This window comes from Rhodocyclaceae bacterium, assembly GCA_020248265.1.
Taxonomy (GTDB): domain Bacteria; phylum Pseudomonadota; class Gammaproteobacteria; order Burkholderiales; family CAIKXV01; genus CAIKXV01.
This window is the reverse complement of sequence record JADCHX010000004.1, coordinates 321,414-340,740: the sequence shown is the minus strand read 5'-3', so window position 1 is coordinate 340,740 and position 19,327 is coordinate 321,414. Positions and strand designations below refer to the sequence as shown.

18 protein-coding genes are annotated in these 19,327 nt (G+C 68.9%); 7 read left to right on the top strand and 11 right to left on the bottom strand.

From position 1 onward, the window contains the following. Position 1 precedes the first annotated feature (1 nt). From hemF to ING98_05280, 9 genes are all read right to left on the bottom strand, one after another. The gene (gene hemF, locus ING98_05320) at positions 2-928 is read right to left on the bottom strand and encodes an oxygen-dependent coproporphyrinogen oxidase (GenBank protein ID MCA3101274.1); all 927 of its coding nucleotides are present in this window, start codon (positions 926-928) and stop codon (positions 2-4) included. A gap of 5 nt (positions 929-933) precedes the next feature. After that, entirely contained in the window at positions 934-2,223 is a 1,290-nt protein-coding gene (purD, locus tag ING98_05315) for a phosphoribosylamine--glycine ligase (GenBank protein MCA3101273.1), read from the bottom strand. A gap of 150 nt (positions 2,224-2,373) precedes the next feature. Beyond that, positions 2,374-3,966 carry a bifunctional phosphoribosylaminoimidazolecarboxamide formyltransferase/IMP cyclohydrolase gene (gene purH, locus ING98_05310; protein ID MCA3101272.1) on the bottom strand — a complete coding sequence of 531 codons (1,593 nt, stop codon included), beginning with the start codon at positions 3,964-3,966 and terminating at the stop codon, positions 2,374-2,376. 1 nt (position 3,967) lies between these two features. Continuing rightward, the gene (locus ING98_05305; GenBank protein MCA3101271.1) at positions 3,968-4,216 is read right to left on the bottom strand and encodes a Fis family transcriptional regulator; all 249 of its coding nucleotides are present in this window, start codon (positions 4,214-4,216) and stop codon (positions 3,968-3,970) included. Continuing rightward, positions 4,213-5,289 (bottom strand): tRNA dihydrouridine synthase DusB, encoded by a 1,077-nt coding sequence (gene dusB / locus ING98_05300; GenBank protein MCA3101270.1) that lies wholly within the window; start codon positions 5,287-5,289, stop codon positions 4,213-4,215. Before dusB ends, ING98_05305 begins: the two co-directional genes overlap by 4 nt. Before the next feature lie 224 nt (positions 5,290-5,513). Beyond that, positions 5,514-6,785 (bottom strand): FAD-dependent monooxygenase, encoded by a 1,272-nt coding sequence (locus ING98_05295; GenBank protein MCA3101269.1) that lies wholly within the window; start codon positions 6,783-6,785, stop codon positions 5,514-5,516. Beyond that, on the bottom strand, positions 6,764-8,098 hold the full coding sequence (locus ING98_05290; protein MCA3101268.1) for an aminopeptidase P N-terminal domain-containing protein: 1,335 nt from the start codon (positions 8,096-8,098) through the stop codon (positions 6,764-6,766). Before ING98_05290 ends, ING98_05295 begins: the two co-directional genes overlap by 22 nt. Positions 8,099-8,127: 29 nt before the next feature. Further along, the gene (locus ING98_05285) at positions 8,128-8,853 is read right to left on the bottom strand and encodes a nucleotidyltransferase family protein (GenBank protein ID MCA3101267.1); all 726 of its coding nucleotides are present in this window, start codon (positions 8,851-8,853) and stop codon (positions 8,128-8,130) included. Then, entirely contained in the window at positions 8,853-10,010 is a 1,158-nt protein-coding gene (locus ING98_05280) for a phosphotransferase (protein MCA3101266.1), read from the bottom strand. The genes ING98_05285 and ING98_05280 overlap by 1 nt, the downstream gene beginning before the upstream one ends. A 35-nt stretch (positions 10,011-10,045) precedes the next feature. Between ING98_05280 and ING98_05275 the strand changes: the two genes are divergently transcribed. From ING98_05275 to rsmA, 4 genes are read left to right on the top strand one after another with little or no spacing between them, the layout of a single operon-like run. Beyond that, entirely contained in the window at positions 10,046-12,304 is a 2,259-nt protein-coding gene (locus tag ING98_05275) for an LPS-assembly protein LptD (GenBank protein MCA3101265.1), read from the top strand. A gap of 27 nt (positions 12,305-12,331) precedes the next feature. After that, on the top strand, positions 12,332-13,654 hold the full coding sequence (locus ING98_05270) for a peptidylprolyl isomerase (protein ID MCA3101264.1): 1,323 nt from the start codon (positions 12,332-12,334) through the stop codon (positions 13,652-13,654). Positions 13,655-13,662: 8 nt separating this feature from the next. Then, on the top strand, positions 13,663-14,685 hold the full coding sequence (pdxA, locus tag ING98_05265) for a 4-hydroxythreonine-4-phosphate dehydrogenase PdxA (GenBank protein ID MCA3101263.1): 1,023 nt from the start codon (positions 13,663-13,665) through the stop codon (positions 14,683-14,685). A 2-nt stretch (positions 14,686-14,687) separates the two neighbouring features. After that, the gene (gene rsmA / locus ING98_05260; protein MCA3101262.1) at positions 14,688-15,491 is read left to right on the top strand and encodes a 16S rRNA (adenine(1518)-N(6)/adenine(1519)-N(6))-dimethyltransferase RsmA; all 804 of its coding nucleotides are present in this window, start codon (positions 14,688-14,690) and stop codon (positions 15,489-15,491) included. Positions 15,492-15,527: 36 nt separating this feature from the next. On the opposite strand, the gene gloA is transcribed toward rsmA, so the two are convergent. Beyond that, positions 15,528-15,920, bottom strand: coding sequence for a lactoylglutathione lyase (gene gloA / locus ING98_05255; GenBank protein ID MCA3101261.1), 393 nt, complete (start codon positions 15,918-15,920; stop codon positions 15,528-15,530). A 1-nt stretch (position 15,921) separates the two neighbouring features. After that, positions 15,922-16,116, bottom strand: a complete 195-nt coding sequence (locus tag ING98_05250; protein MCA3101260.1) for a rubredoxin — start codon at positions 16,114-16,116, stop codon at positions 15,922-15,924. Between the two features lie 165 nt (positions 16,117-16,281). Between ING98_05250 and ING98_05245 the strand changes: the two genes are divergently transcribed. Genes ING98_05245 through hemL form a run of 3 tightly spaced genes read left to right on the top strand, consistent with a single transcriptional unit; the run spans position 16,282 to position 19,272 of the window. Beyond that, positions 16,282-17,238, top strand: a complete 957-nt coding sequence (locus tag ING98_05245; protein MCA3101259.1) for a hydroxymethylpyrimidine/phosphomethylpyrimidine kinase — start codon at positions 16,282-16,284, stop codon at positions 17,236-17,238. A 53-nt stretch (positions 17,239-17,291) separates the two neighbouring features. After that, positions 17,292-17,969, top strand: coding sequence for a thiamine phosphate synthase (locus ING98_05240; GenBank protein ID MCA3101258.1), 678 nt, complete (start codon positions 17,292-17,294; stop codon positions 17,967-17,969). A gap of 13 nt (positions 17,970-17,982) precedes the next feature. Then, positions 17,983-19,272: a glutamate-1-semialdehyde 2,1-aminomutase gene (gene hemL, locus ING98_05235; protein MCA3101257.1), complete on the top strand. Its 1,290-nt coding sequence runs from the start codon at positions 17,983-17,985 to the stop codon at positions 19,270-19,272. Positions 19,273-19,327 lie beyond the last annotated feature (55 nt).

The following is a 19,327-nucleotide window of genomic DNA, read 5'->3' as shown; positions in this document are numbered from 1 at the left end:
GTCAGCCGCCGGCGAGCCAGTCGCGGCCGGTCAGGAAGTCGGTATGCAGCCGCGCCTCTTCGGTGCCAGGCTCGGGGTGATGGTCGTAGCGCCACTCGACCTTCGGCGGCATCGACATCAGGATCGATTCGGTGCGCCCGCCCGACTGCAGGCCGAACAGCGTGCCGCGGTCGAAGACCAGGTTGAACTCGACATAGCGGCCGCGACGCAATGCCTGCCAGCTGCGTTCCCGCTCGCCGTACGCCAGCCCGCGCCGCCGTTCGACGATCGGAAGGTAGGCGGCGGTGAAGCTGCTGCCGACCGACCGGGTCAGCGCGAACGCACCGTCGAAATCCGGCGCCGACAGATCGTCGAAGAACACTCCGCCGATCCCGCGCGGCTCGTTGCGGTGCTTGAGGAAGAAGTAGCGGTCGCACCACGCCTTGTACTCGGCATAGCGGCCCGCGCCGAACGGTGCAAGCGCATCGCTGCAGGTACGATGGAAATGCACCGCATCGGCCTCGAAGCCGTAGTAGGGCGTGAGGTCCATGCCGCCGCCGAACCACCAGACCGGCTCGCCCGTGGTGTCGCCCGCCACCGGGTTGGCGATGAAGAAGCGGACGTTCATATGCACCGTCGGCACATGAGGGTTGCGCGGATGCAGCACCAGCGACACGCCCATCGCCTCGAAGCCGCGCCCGGCCAGCTCCGGCCGACCAGCACTGGCCGACGGCGGCAGCCGGTCGCCCGTCACGTGCGAGAAGTTCACTCCGCCACGCTCGAACAGCGCGCCACCTTCGATCACGCAGGACAGACCGCCACCGCCACCCGGACGCTCCCAGCCATCCCGGCGGAACTCGCCGCCGTCGGCCTGCTCGAGTTCGGCAACGATACCGGCCTGCAGCCCGGTGAGGAAACTCTTGACCTGCACTGCATCGGCTGTCGACATGATGGTTACCCCTGCGTCGGGCCACCGGTGCGCCCTGCCGCACGGTGCCCGATATCCCGCCTGAACTGCGCGCCCGCGAAGCGGATACGTTCGACGGCTTCATAGGCGCGGCCCTGCGCCGCCCGGATGTTGTCGCCGAGCGCGGTGACGCAAAGCACCCGGCCGCCCGAGGTGACCACGGCGTCGCCCGACAGGGCAGTGCCGGCATGGAACACACGGCAGTCCGCCTGCGGTGCGGGCAGCCCGGTGATCGCGTCGCCGGCGCGCGGCGATTCGGGATAGCCGGCCGCAGCCATCACCACGCCAACGGCGACGCGCCGGTCCCACTCTGGCTCTGCCTGGTCGAGGCGACCGGCCAATGCGAGTTCGATCAGGTCGACCAGGTCGGTCTTCAGGCGCATCAGGATCGGCTGCGTCTCGGGATCGCCCAGCCGGCAGTTGAACTCGAGTACCTGCGGAGAACCGTCGGCGCCGATCATCAGGCCCGCGTACAGGAATCCGCTGAACGGGATGCCCTCGGCCGCGAGGCCGGCGATGGTCGGGTTGATCACTTCGCGCATCACCCGCGCATGCAGTTGCGGCGTGACCACCGGTGCGGGCGAGTACGCGCCCATGCCGCCGGTGTTCGGCCCGACGTCCCCGTCGCCCAGACGCTTGTGGTCCTGGCTGGTCGCCAGAGCCACCGCGCGCTCGCCATCGACCATCACGATGAAGCTCGCCTCTTCGCCGGCGAGAAAGCCTTCGATCACTACCCGGGCGCCGGCATTGCCGAGCGAGCGCCCGACCAGGAAGCGATCGATGGCCGCATGCGCCTCGGCGACGTCGGTGGCGACCACCACGCCCTTGCCTGCCGCCAGTCCGTCCGCCTTCACGACGATCGGCGCGCCGACCGAGTCGACATACGCATGGGCCGCCGCCGGATCGTCGAACGCGGCGTAGGGCGCGGTCGGGATCCGGTGGCGCTGCATGAATGCCTTCGCGAACTCCTTCGAGCTTTCGAGCTGCGCTGCCGCCGCGGTGGGCCCGAAGATGCGCAGGCCGGCGGCCCGAAACGCGTCGACCACGCCGTCGGCGAGCGGGGCCTCGGGACCGACCACGGTCAGGCCGATACCCTCGCGGCGAGCGAAATCGACCCACTCGGCGACCGAGTTGATCGGCACGTTGGTGACGCCTTCTTCGTGCGCGGTGCCGGCGTTGCCGGGTGCGACGAACACGCACTGCAGCCGCGGCGAGGCGGCGAGCTTCCAGGCCAGCGCATGCTCGCGGCCGCCACCGCCGATCACCAGCACCTTCATCGGGCCACCATGGTGGAGGGATAGACCCGGCACGGCGCACGTGCGGGGCGGGGAAGACAGCGGCGATCGTTCATCACGCGCAGGATCGTAACCGATTCGCCACGCGCAGACACGCGTCCTACCCGTGATTGCGGGCGACCGGGCCGCGGATCAGTGCCGGAAGTGGCGGATACCGGTGAACAGCATCGCGACGCCCTGATCGTCGGCCGCAGCGATCACCTCGGCGTCGCGCACGCTGCCGCCGGGCTGGATCACCGCTCGCGCGCCCGCCGCGACCAGCGCATCGAGGCCGTCCCGGAACGGGAAGAACGCATCGGACGCGACGCAGGAGCCTGTCAGATCGAGCCCCGCCTCGCCGGCCTTGTGCCGGGCGATACGCACGCTGTCGATACGGCTCATCTGGCCGGCACCGACACCGAGCGTCTGCGCGCCACCGGCGAACACGATCGCGTTCGACTTCACGAACTTCGCCACCTTCCAGGCGAACAGCAGGTCTGTCAGTTCGGCGGGCGTCGGCGCGCGCCGGGTGACCACCTTCAGCTGCGCGGCATCGTGGCAGGGCAGGTCGGTTCCCTGTACCAGCACGCCACCGCCGACGCGCTGCAGGTGCACGGTGTTGCGCACCGTGCCGTAGCCGGTCTCGAGCACGCGCAGCGAGGGCTTGGCTGCCAGCACTGCGAGCGCGGCCGGCAGCACCTCGGGCGCGATGACCACCTCGGCGAACTGGCCGGACACCGCCCGCGCCCCCGCTTCATCCAGCGCCCGGTTGAACGCGATGATGCCGCCGAATGCGGAGGTCGGGTCGGTCGCGAATGCGCGGCGGTAGGCCTCGGCCGTATCCGCACCCACCGCCACGCCGCAGGGGTTGGCATGCTTGACGATCACGCAGGCCACCGCGCCGGCGTCTGCCTCGAAGCCGCGCACGCATTCCCAGGCGGCATCGGCATCGGCGATGTTGTTGTAGGAAAGCTCCTTGCCCTGGCGCTGGACGGCGCCCGCGATGGTGCCGGCAGTCACCGACGCCGCGCTGCCGAGATCACGGTAGAACGCTGCCGCCTGGTGCGGGTTCTCGCCGTAGCGCAGCCGCGAGACGCGGCTGAACGAGAAATTGATCTGGGCGGGCCATGCATCCCCATCGCCCCCGGCCGCCACCCTGCCCAGGTAGTTGCTGATCGCGCCATCGTAGGCAGCGGTATGCGAGAAGGCCTTGCGGGCGAGTTCGAAGCGCGTGGCATCGGACAGCACGCCGGAGGCGGCCAGTTCGTCGAGCACGCAGGAATAGTCGCCGGGATCGGTGACGATACCGACATGCGGGTAGTTCTTGGCCGCCGCACGCACCATCGCCGGCCCGCCGATGTCGATGTTCTCGACCGCCTCGTCGAGCGTGACGCCGGGCCGCGCAGACACTTCGCGGAACGGATACAGGTTGACCACGACCAGCGAGATGGGCGAGATGCCCGCGCCGTCGATCGCGTCACGATGCGCCGGCAGGTCGAGGCGCGCGAGGATTGCGCCGTGCACCTTCGGATGCAGCGTCTTCACGCGCCCGTCGAGCATCTCGGGAAAGCCGGTGAGCTCCGCCACTTCGGTCACCGCCAGGCCGGACGCCCGCAGCGCCGCGGCGGTTCCGCCAGTGGACACGAGTTCGTAACCGAGGCTGGCAAGCCGGGCGGCGAACGCTTCCAGCCCGGTCTTGTCGGAGACGCTGAGCAGCGCGCGCCGCGGATAGTCGGAGCCAGCCACGTTACGGCCGGGCCCCGTCGAGCCCGTGTTCCTTCATCTTCTTGCGCAGCGTGTTCCGGTTCAGCCCGAGGATCTCGGCGGCACGACTCTGGTTGCCGTCGGCGAGTTGCAGCACCGATTCGATCATCGGCCGCTCTACGCAATGGATCACCATCTCGTAGATGGCATGCGGCTTCTGCCCGTCGAGATCACGGAAGTAGCTGTCGATCGCGCGCCGGACGGTACGGCTGAGTTCGCTTTCTTCCTTCATCGATGGATTTCCTCCTGGCGGACGCGATCGCGCCCGACGGACCTGCGGTGGTTGTTGTAGACCGGCCTGGACGCGGGTGCCGCCTGCCATGAACCGCACTGTTCTCGCGCCTGCAACAGCGCGCACCATGCCTGCACTGCCGCGCGCTGGACGGCGATGGTCGATGCCTGGTTGACCTGGTCGCGCAGCACTTCGCCCCCCGGCATGCCATGGACATACCAGCCGACATGCTTGCGGGCGAAGCGCACACCCGCCTGCTCGCCGTGAAAGGCGTGGATGTCGTCGAGGTGCGCCAGCACGATCGTGCTCCACTCGCGCGCATCCGGTGGCGGAAGGTGCCGCCCGGTCGCGAGGAAATGCGCGATCTCGCGGAACAACCATGGCCGGCCGAACGCGCCACGGCCGATCATCAGCCCATCGGCGCCTGTTGCATCGAGCACCGCGCGGGCACCCTCGGGATCGACGATGTCGCCGTTGGCGATCACCGGGATGCCTACAGCGGCTTTCACTTCTGCGATGGTCGCGTACTCGGCCTCGCCCTCGAATGCATCGGCACGCGTGCGCCCGTGCACCGTCAGCGCCTGGATACCGGACTGCTCGGCGATGCGGGCCACCGGAACGGCGTTGCGCGAAGCACGATCCCATCCAGTGCGAATCTTCAGGGTCACGGGTACCGGTACCGCAGCCACCACGGCTTCGAGGATGCGGGCCACGAGCGGCTCGTCGCGCAGCAGCGCGGAGCCCGCCGCGACATTGCACACCTTCTTCGCAGGGCAGCCCATGTTGATGTCGATCAGTTGCGCGCCGAGGTCGACGTTGCAGCGTGCCGCATCGGCCAGCCATTGCGGATCGGCGCCGGCGATCTGCGCGACGATCGGCCCGGTTTCACCGGAATGGTCACTGCGGCGCCGCGATTTCGCCGTCTCGCGCAGGCGGGGATCGGCCGACACCATCTCGGACACCGCGAGCCCCGCTCCCAGGCGGCGGCAAACGCTCCGGAACGGACGATCGGTGACCCCGGCCATCGGCGCGACGACGAGTGAAGGCGATATGTCGTGGGGACCGATGCGCATGGCGTCACAGGCTGGATGGAGCGTTCGGAAGCGGGAATCGCCAACGTGACCGGAAACTGCGCTGGAGGCGATCAAATGCCGGCCAGCGCACCGTCGACGAACCTCGGGGGAGGGGATTGTAATGACTGCGCGCTTCGATGCAAAGCCGCACGCGTCACGGCGGCCCGGCATCCCGCCGCATGCCCGCCTGTGGTAGCGGGTGGCGGCGCAGCCACGGCGCGCCGTCAGGACGCGCCGAAGACCAGCGTGTCGAGTGCGCGCCGGCGCACCGCGGGCAGTACATCGATGGCGGCGAGACCAAAGCCGCGCAAGGCCGCGGCGACGGGATTGTCGATTGCGGTCAAGCGCGCGATCGCATCGGTCGCGGCGACGGTCAAGCCGCGGTCGACCCGGCGCGAACGGGCGAAGGCAGCGAGCGAGCGCGCCAGGGCATCGCCTTGCGCGGTCACTGGCGGATCGCCGAGGGGCCACGCGGAGGCGAGCCCGAGTGCATCGCGCACGCCAAGGTTGAAGCCCTGCCCGGCCACCGGGTGCAGCATCTGCGAGGCATTGCCGATGGGCACCACGCGCGGATCGGCCGCGCGACCGGCGCGCCGCAGCGCCAGCGGCACGCGTACCGGCGCCGTCAGCCAGCGCATCGCGCCAAACCCGGGGCCGGCCGCCTGCTCGAGTGCCCGCGCCAGCGCGGCCGGACCCGCATCGAGCAGGTCCTGTGCAACCTCGGGCTCGACGATCCAGACGCAGGAGAAGTGCCCGGACCGGGGCAGCAGCGCCAGCGGCCCGCTTCCGGCGAACCGCTCGAACGCACGTCCGGGCGTAAAGCGCTCGCAGCCGACGTCGCCGACCAGAGCGACCTGTCGATACGCCCGCGCGATGCGGGACGGTGCGGCACCGCCATCGACGCCTTCGGCACCATCGGCCAGCACCACGCAGCGTGCACCGACGCGGTAACCGGCCTCGCCCTCGGGCGCGAGCACGAGTTCGACCGCCTCCGCGACGGGATCGACCGAGGCCACTGGTGTCTTCCACTTGATGGGAATCCCGGCGGCCTGAAGCGCATGGCTGCAGGCGAGCGCGAGGTCGCCGTAGTCGACGACGAAACCCAGCGCCGGCGTGTCGAGGTCTTCGCACGTGAATTCGATGCTGCCGAAGGCGCCCCGCTCGCTGACGCTCACGCGCGTGATCGGATCGGGACGCGCGATGCGCGCCCATACGCCCAGCCGTTCGAGGGCAAGCCGGGTGCCCCACGACAACGCCATCGCCCGCCGGTCGGGCTTGCCGGCGGCCGGTTCACGGGCGTCGAACACTTGCGCACGCACGCCGCGCGCGGCCAGCGCCAGCGCGGCGACCGCACCAACCGGCCCGGCGCCGACGATCGCCACCGGCGGCGGCAGCGCTGGCGTGGCCCCGGGCATTGCGGCAGACGGCTGAAGAGCCGGCGGCCATGTCCCACCCGGCAGGCGCGTACCGCCGGTCACGGCCGCTCGCGCATCCATGCCTCGATGTCGTCGATGCGCTTGGGCGCGTCGGCGGTGATCACCTCGTTGCCCGTGGCGGTAACCACGACGTCATCCTCGATGCGGATGCCGATGTTCCAGAAGGCCTCTGGAATCTTGTCTCCCGGGCGCACGTAGCAGCCGGGCTCGACCGTGGTCACCTGCCCCGGCTCGAGCAGTACCCACTGGCCGTCGCGCTTGTAGTCGCCTGCGTCGTGCACGTCGAGCCCGAGCCAGTGGCCGGTCCGGTGCATGTAGAACCGCTTGTAGTCGCCCGATTCCAGCACGCGCTCGACCGGCCCTTCACACAGCCCGAGGTCGACGAATCCGTCACACAGCGCCGACACGGCCGCGTCGTGCGGCGCCTGCCAGCTCGCGCCCGGGCGCACTGCGTCGATCGCCAGGCGCTGCGCCTCGAGGACGCATTCGTAGAGCGCGCGCTGCGCGCCGGTGAAGCGCCCGTCGACCGGGAAGGTGCGCGTGATGTCGGACGCATAGCCGTCGAGTTCGCAACCGGCATCGATCAGCAACAGGTCACCGGTGGCCAGCTTCGAAGCGTTCTCGACATAATGCAGCACGCAGGCATTCGCGCCGCCAGCCACGATCGACGTGTACGCAGGTGCCTGCGCCCCAGCGGTGCGGAAGGCATGCAGCAGTTCCGCTTCCACCTCGAATTCGAAGCGGCCAGGGCGCGCAGCGCGCATCGCCCGCCGATGGGCGTCGCACGAGATCGCTGCGGCGCGACGCATGATCGACAACTCCTGCGCATCCTTCACGACGCGCATCCGGTCGACCAGCACCCGCACCTCGCCGAGGGTGGCCGGGGCGGCGACACCCGTGCGGGCCATCGCCCGCACCTCGTTCAACCAGCCCGAGACGCGCGCGCTCCAGGCCGCGTCCTCGCCGATCGCGCAGTAGAGCGCCGGCTGGTCCGCGATCAGCCCGGGCATCCGCGCATCGAGTTCCGACACCGGATGTGCCTCGTCGAAACCAAACCGCTCGCAGGCAGCCTCCGGCCCGTGGCGCAAGCCGTCCCACAGTTCGCGCTCCGGGTCGCGGGCACGGCAGAACAGGATGTGCCTCGGCGATGCTCCACCCACGATAACGACCACCGCGTCCGGTTCCGGGAAGGCAGTGAGGTAGTAGAAGTAGCTGTCGAAGCGATACGGATAGTGCGTATCGCGGTTGCGCGCGCGCTCGGGCGCAGTCGAGAGCACGGCAACGCCCTCGCCGAAGCACCCGGCGAGGCGGGTACGGCGCTCACGCGCCGCACGCGCGAGTTCGGGCAGGGGGATCGGTTCGAACGGCGGCATGGAGGGTGTCAGAGCGAGAGGAGCTTCCATTATAGGGAGGGCGCAGCCTGCTGACCGGCCCGTAACCGTCGGTCGAGGTCGCCCAGCCGCTCGGGCGTACCGATGTCCATCCAGCCGCCACCGAAGTGCTCGGCCGACAGCGCTCCGCGCGCCCTCGAGTCGAAAAGCAGGGGCGCCAGCGCGGCGCGCGCACCCGGCACCACCCCATCGAACAGCCGCGGCCGATAGACGCCGATGCCGGCGAAGGTATGCTTCGGCGCGGTGGCGGCGCCCGGCGCGGTATCGTCGATGACGCGGCCGTGCAGCAGCCGGAAGTCTCCCGCGGGATGATGCACCGGGTTGTCGACCAGCAGCAGGTGTGCGTCGCAGGCCGGATCGGCAAGGGCCGCGCCTGCGCGCTCGATGAACGGGCCGAATGCAAGGTCGGTCCAGACGTCGCCGTTGACCACCAGGAACGGCTGCTCGCCCAGCAGCGGCCGGGCCAGCGCGATGCCACCAGCCGTCTCGAGCGCCGTGCCCTCGTGGGACCAGCGGATCTGCGCGCCCAGTCCGCCGCCATCGCCGAGCGCCGCCTCCAGCATCCCTCCGAGATGGGCCGTGTTGATGACCAGCCGGCGGCAGCCCGCCGCCACCAGCCCGTCGATCAGATGCACGATCAGCGGCCGCCCCCCAGCCTCCAGCAGCGGCTTGGGGAGATTGTCGGTGAGCGGCCGCATGCGCTCGCCGCGGCCGGCGGCGAGGATCATCGCGATCATCAGGGCGGTTCGTGCGCCGGACCGGTCTCGTCCAGCCAGCGCGCGAGTGGGGCCAGGTCACGGTAGCGCGCGCAGGTGCTGCGCAGGTAGCGGCGTACCCTGGGCATCGAATCGAGGTAGCCGCGCTTGCCGTCGCGCCACGCCAGGCGCGCGAAGATGCCGAGCACCTTCAGGTGGCGCTGCACGCCCATCCATTCGAAGTCGCGATGGAACTCGCCGAAATCGGCGTTTACCGGCAGCCCGCTGCGCCGGGCCTGGTCCCAGTAGCGCGCCAGCCAGTCGAGCAGCAGCGCCTCGTCCCAGTCGATGTAGGCATCCTTGAACAACGAGGCCAGGTCGTAGGTGATCGGTCCCTCGACCGCGTCCTGGAAGTCGAGGATGCCGGGATTGGGTTCGCTGCACATCAGGTTTCGCGAGTGGTAGTCGCGATGCACGAACACACGGGGCTGGGCAAGCGCCCGATCGAGCAAGCGGGCGCCAACGGTCGCGAGCGTAGCGGAGGCGGCAGCATCCGGCGACTGACCGAGATGGCGACCCAGATACCACTCCGGGAACAGGTCGAGTTCCCGACCGAGCAGCGCCCGGTCGTATGCGGGCAGCCGGCCGCGTACGTCGATACGCTGCATCGCGACCAGGGCCGCGATTGCATCGGCATGGAGCGCATCGACCCGTCCGGCATCACGCTGTACGAGCACGTCGAGGTAGGTCACCCGGCCAAGGTCTGTCAGCAGCAGAAAACCCTGATCGAGGTTCTGTGCGAGCACTGCGGGCGCATTGACGCGGGCCTCGGCAAGCATCGCGGCGACGTGGACGAAGGGGCGACAATCTTCGTGCGCCGGGGGGGCGTCCATCACGATCAGACTGCGCCCGTCGCGCGGGTCGGCGAGTCGGAAGTAGCGCCGGAAGCTGGCATCCGCGGACGCGGTCGCCAGTGACACCGGGGCACCGAGCCCGAGCGCGTCGCCCGCCCAGCGCGCGGCTGCAAGCTGCCGCTCGTCGGGGAGGGTCTCGGGGGGTACCGCCGCAGGCTTCAGTCCGGGTTCGTGCACGGCTCGATTATCGCGCAGCCGCCGGCCGACTGCCGGCGGCGCAGCCTCGCCCGCGTGCCGGAAGCCGGATTGCCTGCACCTCCGAATTATGCGAAGGTAGATCGACATCCAGAGTACCCCTTCCCTCCTTTCACTGACTGCGCATGCGCCGGTTTCCGCCGCGGCTCATCTGTGCGGCACTCCTCGCCACCGGTTCCGCCTCGGGCTTCGCCCAGTCGTCGGGTCAGTCGCCTGGAGTGGACCTGCGCATCGAGTCCGATCTTGTCCGTATCCCGATCGAAAACAAGGATCCGGTCCCGCTGTTCGTCGATGCCGACGTGATCCGCGGGCGTGGACGCGACGAAATCGAGGCTGAAGGCGACGCGATCCTGCGCAGGCGCGGGCAGGCCGTGTTCGCCGACTTCCTGCGGCACAACGCCGCCAGCGGCGACCTGACCGCGCAGGGCAACGTGGTACTCGTGCAACGCCGGAACGAAGTGCTCGGCCCCTTTCTGTTCCTCAACATCGACCGCTTGAGCGGGTTCATGGACAACCCCGTGTACAGGCTGCCCGAACTGGGCGGACGCGGTACGGCCGAGCGCATGTTCTTCGAAGGGGAGGATCGATTCCGGGCAGAGCGTGGCCGATACACGACCTGCGGACCGGAAAGCGAAGACTGGTACATCCGCGCCGACGAACTGCTGATCGACCAGGCCCGTAACGTGGGCATCGCGCGCAATGCCTCGCTGGTATTCCAGGGCGTCCCGATCTTCTATGCGCCGGCGCTGTCGTTCCCGCTGGCCAGCGAGCGCAAGTCGGGCTTCCTCGCGCCGACCTTCGCGCTGTCGGGCCGCAACGGTGCGGAACTGGGGACGCCCTACTACTGGGCCATCGCGCCCGACATGGACTACACGGTCACGCCACGACTGATGGCCAAGCGCGGCATGCAGGTGGGCAACGAATTCCGCTACCTCGGTACCGCTTACGCCGGGGAGGCGCGGGCTGAATTCCTGCCCAACGACCGGATCATGCAGGACAACCGGTACCTGCTGGCCTTTCGGCACACACAGCGGGTCGGGGCAGACCCTCTCGGCGGCAGCTGGACCGGCCTGGTCAACATGCAGAAGGTTTCGGATGACCTGTACTTCCGCGACATGGCCACGCGCATCGCGCTGACTTCGCTGACCAACCTGAACCGCGACGCGATACTCAGCCGCAACGATGCTTTCGGCACCCTCTTCTTCCGCGCCCAGCGCTTCCAGACGCTGCAGGATCCGCTGGCACCGATCACGCCTCCCTACGCGCGGTTGCCGCAGATTTCCTACGTCGGCAACCGGCTCGATGTGTTCGGCAGCGACCTCGGGCTGAACAGCGAGTACGTGAGTTTCAGCCACCCGACACTGCCCAACGGCCAGCGGCTGGTCGTCAACCCGAGCATCACGCTGCCTTTCCTCAGCACGTTCGGGTTCATCAAGCCGAAGGCCGCGCTGCACCACACGCGCTACGCGATGGATCCGCAGACGACCACCCTCGGCGACGCTACCCGGACGCTGCCGGTCTTCAGCCTCGACAGCGGCGTGGTCTTCGAGCGCGACTCGTCCATGTTCGGGCGCAACATCACGCAAACCCTGGAGCCACGGCTGTTCTATTCGTACATTCCGTTCCGCGACCAGTCCCGCCTGCCGGTGTTCGACAGCGCGTTGCCGGACCCCAACTTCGTCACGCTGTTCCAGGAAAATCTCTACTCCGGCAGCGACCGCATCGCCGATGCGAACCAGGTGACGGCCGGGCTGATCTCGCGCGTCATCGACCCGGACACCGGCTCGGAACGGCTCCGGCTCGGCGTCGCGCAGCGCTTCTACCTCGACAGCCTGCAGGTGACGTTACCCGGAGCGCCCGAGCGCGGTCGCTCGAAGTCCGACCTGATCGGTTCGGTCACCGGGCAGCTGTGGCGCGGCTGGACACTGGACGCCGGCCTGCAGTACAGCTCGACGCTGTCTACCGTCGAGCGCTCGGTGCTCGGCGTGCGTTTCATCCCGGAACCCGGCATGGTGTTCAACGCGTCCTACCGGTACTCGCGTACCCAGCTGGAGCAGATCGATCTGTCCACGCAGTGGCGGCTCGGCCGCGGCTGGTCGACGCTGGCGCGCTACAACTACTCGTTCCGCGATGGCACCATTCTGGAAGGGCTGGCGGGCTTCCAGTATGATGATGATTGCTGGAGCTTCCGGTTCGTCGCAAACCGCATCGCCGTCGCCACCCAGCAGGCGAATACCGCCTTCCTCTTCCAGGTCGAGCTCGGGGGGTTGTCGCGGGTAGGCTCCAATCCTTTCGAGCTGCTCAGGCGCAGCATTCCCGGTTACGTCGATTCCGAACTGAACCGGACCCAGCCGGTCACGACCGTCCCCTACCCGTTGCGCTGACGCGCGCGCACCACAGCTGCCACCCCCATGTCACGCCGCCTGCCGACACTCCTCTCCGCCCTGCTGCTGGCCGCCGTGCTGCTGGCCGCACCGGGCGCCGCCCCTGCCCAGGGGCCCATGCCCGCGCGCGTGCTGACCGTCGACCGCATCGTCGCGGTGGTGAACGACGAGGTAATCACCCAGTTCGACCTCACGCTGCGCACGAAGCTGGCCGTCGCGCAGTTGTCGCGCCAGGGCACGGCGCTCCCTCCCGCCGAGATACTCGAGCGGCAGGTACTCGAGCGCATGATCTCCGATCGAGTGCAGCTGCAGCTGGCGAGGGAAACCGGCATCCGGATCGACGACGGACAGCTCGAGAAGATCCTCTCCCGCATCGCAGCCGAGAACAAGATGACACTGCCGCAGTTCCGCGAGGCGATCGAGCGCGACGGCATGGCATTCACGCGCTTCAGGGAAGACCTGCGCGACGAAGTGCTGATCAGCCGGCTGCGCGAGCGCGAGGTCGACTCGCGCGTCGTCGTCACGGAATCGGAGATCGACAACTTCCTGAAGAACAGCGCAGCCCAGGGCAGCAACGACGAACTGAACCTGGCACACATCCTGGTGCGCGTGCCGGAAGGCGCGTCGCCGGAGCAACTGGCCGAACGCCGGGCTCGCGCCGAGCAAGCGCTCGGCCAGGTCAAGGCGGGCACCGACTTCGGACAGGTCGCTGCCGCGTTCTCGGACGCACCCGATGCACTGAAGGGCGGCGTGATGGGCGCGCGGCCGACCGATCGCTGGCCGACCCTGTTCGCGGATGCGGCACGAAGCCTGAAGGTCGGCGAAGTGAGCCCGGTGCTGCGCAGCCCGGCCGGGTTCCATATCATTCGCATCGTCGATCGCAGGGTCGGCGGCAACAGCGTGCTCGTCCAGCAGACGCGCGCGCGCCATATCCTGATCCGGGTGAACGAGCTCGTCCCGGAGGCCGACGCGAACCAGCGCCTGCGCGGGCTCAAGGAGCGCATCGAAAACGGTGCGCCGTTCGGCGAACTGGCCCGCCTGCATTCGGACGATGGCAGTGCCGCCCGAGGCGGCGAACTCGGCTGGATCTCCCCCGGGGACACCGTGCCCGCCTTCGAGCGCGCCATGGACCAACTGAAGGTGAACGAGGTGAGCGATCCCGTACGGAGCGATTTCGGCGTTCACCTCATCCAGGTGCTCGAGCGGCGCAGCGAAGACCTGTCCAACGAGCGACAGCGACTGGGAGCCCGGCAGGCCTTGCGCGCGCGCAAGGCCGACGAGACCTACCAGGAATGGGTGCGCCAGATACGCGATCGCGCATTCGTCAACCTGCGCCTCGAAGAGCGCTGACCGACCGGATGGCCGCATCCCCAGCGGGTCCGGGCGGGGCACCGCCAACGATCGCACTGACCTCCGGCGAGCCGGCGGGCATCGGCCCCGACCTGTGCGTAGCGCTTGCATTCGCGCCGCCGCCCGGCGCCCGCCTCGTGGTCTTCGGCGACCCGGAAGTCCTGAAGGCGCGCGGCCGGGCACTCGGCCGACCGGTGGCGGTGCGGGAGTGGCGGGCGGGCGAGGCGACCGATTCCACGCCGGCCGGAACGCTCGACGTGGCGGTCGTCCACGCCGCCGTGCCGGTCGAAGCGGGGCGGCTCGAGGCCGCCAATGCACACTATGTGCTGGAGACGATCACCGCCGCAGTGCGGGGCTGCCAGTCGGGCCATTTCGATGCGCTGGTCACCGCGCCGGTGCACAAGGGGGTGATCAATGACGCAGGATTGCCGTTCACCGGGCATACCGAAATGCTGGCCGAGCTCACCGGCACACCCCAGGTGGTGATGATGCTGGTCGGTGGTGGCCTTCGCGTCGCGCTGGCGACCACCCACCTGCCGCTGTCCGCCGTGCCAGGGGCGATCACCATCGCGTCGCTGACGCGCACGCTGCAGATCCTGCACGCGGCACTCCGGCGCGACTTCGGCATCGCGCGGCCGCGCATCCTGGTGTCGGGCCTGAACCCGCATGCCGGCGAGGGTGGACACCTGGGCCGCGAGGAAATCGACGTGATCACGCCGGTGATCGATGCGCTGCGGGCGGCAGGCACCGACGCACAAGGCCCGCTGCCCGCAGACACCCTGTTCAATCCCGACCGCCTGCAGGGATGCGATGCAGTCCTTGCGATGTTCCACGATCAGGGCCTGCCAGTGCTCAAGTACGCGAGCTTCGGCGCCGGCGTGAACGTCACGCTGGGCCTGCCGATCATCCGCACGTCCGTCGATCACGGTACGGCACTCGACCTCGCCGGCACCGGCCGCGCCCTGGACGGCAGCCTGCGCGAGGCAGTGGCGCTGGCCATCGATCTCGCACGGCACCGGAGGAGCACCTGACCCTGGAACAGCACCGCGCGCGGCGCCGTTTCGGCCAGAACTTCCTGGTCGACCGGCATGTGATCGAAGCGATCGTGCATGCGATCGATCCGCGGCCGGGCGATGCGCTGGTCGAGATCGGCCCCGGCATGGGCGCACTCACTGGTCTGCTCGCCGCGCGCATCAACGCGGCCGGGCCCGGCCATCCGCTGCACGTGATCGAACTGGACCGCGACCTCGCGCGCAGCCTGCACGAACGGCTGCCGGGCGCGCAGATCGAGGTACACGAAGCCGACGTGCTTGGCTTCGACTTCACGACACTGCCCGAACGGCTGCGTGTGGTCGGCAACCTGCCCTACAACATATCGAGCCCGATCCTGTTCAGGCTGTTCGACGTGGCGGCGAGGCTGCTCGACGTGCACGTGATGCTGCAGCGTGAGGTCGTGGAACGTATCGTGGCGACGCCCCAGGCCGGCGACTACGGACGCCTGTCGGTGATGATGCAGTACCGGTTCGAGGCCGAACCGGTACTGGAAGTCGGCCCGCAGGCCTTCCGCCCGGCGCCGAAGGTGGACTCCAGCGTGGTTCGGCTGGTCCCTCGCGCGACAGCCACGCTTGGCGCGCGCGACATCGGCGTGCTGTCGCGGGTGGTGCAGGCAGCCTTCGGTCAGCGCCGGAAGATGCTGCGCAACACGCTGCGTGGCTGGTTCGATGCCGAGAGACTGGAGGAACTCGGCATCGATCCGAAGGCACGCGCAGAGGATCTGCGGGTCGCCGACTTCGTCCGCCTGGCAAATGCCGCAGGGACCGGCGCACCGTCGGCCTGACCGCGGGCCACCGTCGTGCGGATGCGCGCGGGATGCTCAGCCGATCGAGCCGTGCTGGATGAACTCGATCTTGTAGCCGTCGGGATCCTCGACGAACGCGATGACCGTCGTGCCATGCTTCATCGGCCCGGCCTCGCGGGTGACCTTGCCACCACGCGCACGTACGCGGTCGCAGGCCTGTGCCGCGTCGTCGACCGAAACCGCGACATGGCCGTAGCCGGTACCGAGATCGTACTGCGCGGTATCCCAGTTGTGGGTCAGCTCGAGGACTGCGTGTTCGCGTTCGTCGCCATAGCCGACGAACACATTGGTGAAGCGGCCTTCGGGATAATCCTTCCGCCGCAGCAGCTTCATGCCGAGCACGTCGGTATAGAACGCGATCGAACGATCGAGGTCGCCGACACGGATCATCGTGTGCAGCAGTCGCATCTCAGATCTCCACCATCTCGAAGTCTTCCTTGCGGGCGCCGCACTCGGGACAGGTCCAGTTCGGCGGGACGTCGGCCCAGCGGGTGCCAGCGGCGATGCCTTCTTCGGGCGATCCCGCTTCCTCGTCGTAGATCCAGCCACACACGAGGCACATCCACTGCTTGAACGGGGTTCCGACTTCGGATTCTGCGGACATGTGTGTACTGACCTCGAGGAAGAAGGTTGAACGGCTGGCACCAGACCGGACACCCCGCCAGACGAGGGCCGCACGACGGTCGGGCGCGACGGAAACGGAACGGAAGGTAGCGAACGTCTACAATACAAGTTCGCATCCTGAGTGTACCCGAAGGCCCGTTCACCAATGTCCGACGCAGTGCCCGAAACGCCCCCGATCGTGCTCGTGTTCGCCGCCAATGATCCCAGCGGTGGCGCCGGCATCCAGGCCGACCTGCTGACCCTGTCGAGCATGGGCTGCCATCCGCTGCCGGTGATCACGGCACTGACGGTGCAGGACACGCGTGGCGTCGAGGACATGCTGGCGATAGACGCCGACTGGGTGGCCGACCAGGCGCGCTGCGTGCTCGAAGACATGCCGGTCAGCGCATTCAAGCTGGGGGTGCTGGGAAGCATCGAGACCATCGCGGCGATCGCGGAAGTCGTCGCCGACTATCCGAATATCCCGCTGATCCTCGACCCGGTCCTTGCCTCGGGCCGCGGCGACCCCTTCGCCAACGAAGAGATGATCGCGGCGATCCGTGAACTGCTGCTGCCACAGTGCACGATCATCACCCCGAACAGCTACGAAGCGCGCCGCCTCGCCGCCGACGACCGGGAAGATGAAGACCTCGATCTCGCGCGCTGCGCGAAGCGCCTGCTCGCCGCCGGATGCGAATACGTACTCATCACCGGCACCCACGAGAACACCGTGCAGGTCGTCAACCGCCTCTACGGCGAGCAGGGCGAGATCCGGACCGACGCATGGCAACGGCTGCCCGGCAGCTACCACGGATCGGGCTGCACGCTGGCTTCGGCACTGGCAGCCACGCTTGCGAATGGCCTGCCGGTCGAGGAAGCCGCGCGTGACGCCCAGGAGTACACGTGGCAGACGCTGAAGGCCGGGTTCCGTCCCGGCATGGGTCAGTTCGTCCCCGATCGCCTGTTCTGGGCCCGCGAGACCGACGAAGACGCGACAGCCGACGACACTGCGGGGGACACGGAGGGTGCAACCCGAGTCGATGCGACGGACGCCGCCGGTACCGGGGCAGTTGCGGACAATGCCGGCGGTGGCCTGCCACCGGCACGGGCCACGGCCCACTGAACGAGGCTGCGGCCACCACCATCCTGCAACAGACGACCGACAGGCGGGCACCGATGCCCTTGCACCTCCCAGGCCTCTATGCCGTCACCCCTGACGATCCATCGGCAACGGAACTGCTCGACCAGGTCGAGCGATCGCTGTCTGCCGGCGTACGCCTGCTGCAATACCGGGCCAAGTCGGCAGGCGATGGTGGGGTCCGGGCCCGGGCCGAGGCAGCGCGCGCGATAGCCGCCGCCTGCCGGGCTGCCGGCGCTCGGCTGATCGTCAACGACGATCCCGTGCTGGCGGCCGAGGTCGGGGCGGACGGAGTGCATCTGGGGCGCGACGATGGCACGGTCGCCGAGGCCCGGGCGCGCGTCGGCCGTGCACTGGTCGGCGTCAGTTGCTACGACTCGCTGGAGCGTGCCGTACAAGCGGAAAACGAGGGCGCAGACTACGTCGCCTTCGGGGCGATGTTCCCGTCGCGCGTGAAGCCGGCGGCGGTCCGTGCATCGCACGAACTGCTGAGTCAGGCGCGCGCACGGCTGCGGATACCGATCGTCGCGATCGGCGGCATCGACCTCGGCAATGCCGCCGGAGTGCTGCGCGCCGGCGCCGATGCAGTAGCGGTAATCAGCGCCCTCTACGCGGCACCCGACATCGGCACCGCCGTGCGCGATTTCAACGAACTGATCGAGAACGAACACCGGACGCGGCTGGCAGCGGCGCCGTCCGGAACCTGCCATCCCTGAACGGAGCCCAATGATGCGACCCAACAGCGACGCGCTGTTCGAGCGTTCCCAGAAACTGATCCCGGGCGGCGTGAACTCGCCAGTGCGCGCGTTCCGCTCCGTCGGCGGCACGCCGGTGTTCTTCGAGCGGGCGCTGGGTGCCCACGCCTGGGATGTCGACGGCAACCGCTACATCGACTACATCGGATCATGGGGCCCGGCGATCCTCGGCCATGCCGATCCGGTCGTGCTGGCCGCCGTCGAGCGCGCGGCGCGCAACGGATTGTCGTTCGGCGCACCGACGGCCGGCGAGCTGAAGCTGGCCGAGGCGCTTGTCCAGGCGGTCCCTTCGATCGAATCGGTGCGTCTGGTGTCCTCGGGCACCGAGGCGACGATGAGCGCGATCCGGGTCGCCCGCGGCTTCACCGGGCGCAGCCGCATCGTGAAGTTCGAAGGCTGTTACCACGGCCACGGTGACAGCCTGCTGGTCAAGGCTGGCTCGGGCGCACTGACGCTGGGCCAGCCGAGTTCGGCCGGCGTGCCGCCGGAACTGGCGCAGCACACGCTGGTTCTTCAGTACAACGACATCGACGAGGTACAGCGCACGTTCCGCGAGATCGGTGACACGATCGCCGCCGTCATCGTCGAGCCGATCGCCGGCAACATGAACATGGTGCTGCCAAAGCCCGGGTTCCTGCAGGCACTGCGTGAGGTCTGCACCCGCCACGGCTCGGTGCTGATCTTCGACGAGGTGATGACCGGCTTCCGCGTGGCCCCGGGCAGTGCGCAGGGTCTCTACGGGATCACGCCTGACCTCAGCACGTTCGGGAAGGTGATCGGCGGCGGCATGCCGCTGGGGGCGTTCGGGGGGCGGCCCGACGTGATGGCCTTCGTCGCACCGACCGGACCGGTCTACCAGGCGGGCACGCTGTCCGGCAACCCGGTCGCGGTAGCCGCCGGGCTCGCTACGCTGCAACAGGTGCTGGAGCCGGGCTTCCACGACCGTCTGGCGGCGACCACCCGGGCGGTCTGCGAAGCGTTCGTCGGCGCCGCGGAGGGAAGCGGAATCCCGCTGTCGGCGCAGTCGGTAGGCGGCATGTTCGGCCTCTACTTCCGCAGCGAGCCGCCGACGAACTTCGCCGAGGTGATGCAGTGCGACAGCGCGCGCTTCAACACCTTCTTCCACCAGATGCTGGGGCACGGGGTCTACCTGGCGCCTTCTGCCTACGAAGCAGGTTTCGTGTCGATCACCCACAGCGCCGAAGATATCGCTGCCACGGGTGCCGCTGCGCGCGAAGCGCTAGCGGCGATGGCGAAGCACTGACGCTGGCAGAAAACAGACGGGCCTCCCGAGGGAGGCCCGTTGCAGGCAGACGCCT

What these genes read in the sequence shown, in the direction of transcription:
- hemF (MCA3101274.1), bottom strand. Translation starts at nt 928, where the DNA reads ATGTCGACAGCCGATGCAGTGCAGGTCAAGAGTTTCCTCACCGGGCTG.
- purD (MCA3101273.1), bottom strand. Translation starts at nt 2,223, where the DNA reads ATGAAGGTGCTGGTGATCGGCGGTGGCGGCCGCGAGCATGCGCTGGCC.
- ING98_05305 (MCA3101271.1), bottom strand. Translation starts at nt 4,216, where the DNA reads ATGAAGGAAGAAAGCGAACTCAGCCGTACCGTCCGGCGCGCGATCGAC.
- dusB (MCA3101270.1), bottom strand. Translation starts at nt 5,289, where the DNA reads ATGCGCATCGGTCCCCACGACATATCGCCTTCACTCGTCGTCGCGCCG.
- ING98_05295 (MCA3101269.1), bottom strand. Translation starts at nt 6,785, where the DNA reads ATGGATGCGCGAGCGGCCGTGACCGGCGGTACGCGCCTGCCGGGTGGG.
- ING98_05290 (MCA3101268.1), bottom strand. Translation starts at nt 8,098, where the DNA reads ATGCCGCCGTTCGAACCGATCCCCCTGCCCGAACTCGCGCGTGCGGCG.
- ING98_05285 (MCA3101267.1), bottom strand. Translation starts at nt 8,853, where the DNA reads ATGATCGCGATGATCCTCGCCGCCGGCCGCGGCGAGCGCATGCGGCCG.
- ING98_05280 (MCA3101266.1), bottom strand. Translation starts at nt 10,010, where the DNA reads ATGTCGATCTACCTTCGCATAATTCGGAGGTGCAGGCAATCCGGCTTC.
- ING98_05275 (MCA3101265.1), top strand. Translation starts at nt 10,046, where the DNA reads ATGCGCCGGTTTCCGCCGCGGCTCATCTGTGCGGCACTCCTCGCCACC.
- ING98_05270 (MCA3101264.1), top strand. Translation starts at nt 12,332, where the DNA reads ATGTCACGCCGCCTGCCGACACTCCTCTCCGCCCTGCTGCTGGCCGCC.
- pdxA (MCA3101263.1), top strand. Translation starts at nt 13,663, where the DNA reads ATGGCCGCATCCCCAGCGGGTCCGGGCGGGGCACCGCCAACGATCGCA.
- gloA (MCA3101261.1), bottom strand. Translation starts at nt 15,920, where the DNA reads ATGCGACTGCTGCACACGATGATCCGTGTCGGCGACCTCGATCGTTCG.
- ING98_05250 (MCA3101260.1), bottom strand. Translation starts at nt 16,116, where the DNA reads ATGTCCGCAGAATCCGAAGTCGGAACCCCGTTCAAGCAGTGGATGTGC.
- ING98_05245 (MCA3101259.1), top strand. Translation starts at nt 16,282, where the DNA reads ATGTCCGACGCAGTGCCCGAAACGCCCCCGATCGTGCTCGTGTTCGCC.
- ING98_05240 (MCA3101258.1), top strand. Translation starts at nt 17,292, where the DNA reads ATGCCCTTGCACCTCCCAGGCCTCTATGCCGTCACCCCTGACGATCCA.
- hemL (MCA3101257.1), top strand. Translation starts at nt 17,983, where the DNA reads ATGCGACCCAACAGCGACGCGCTGTTCGAGCGTTCCCAGAAACTGATC.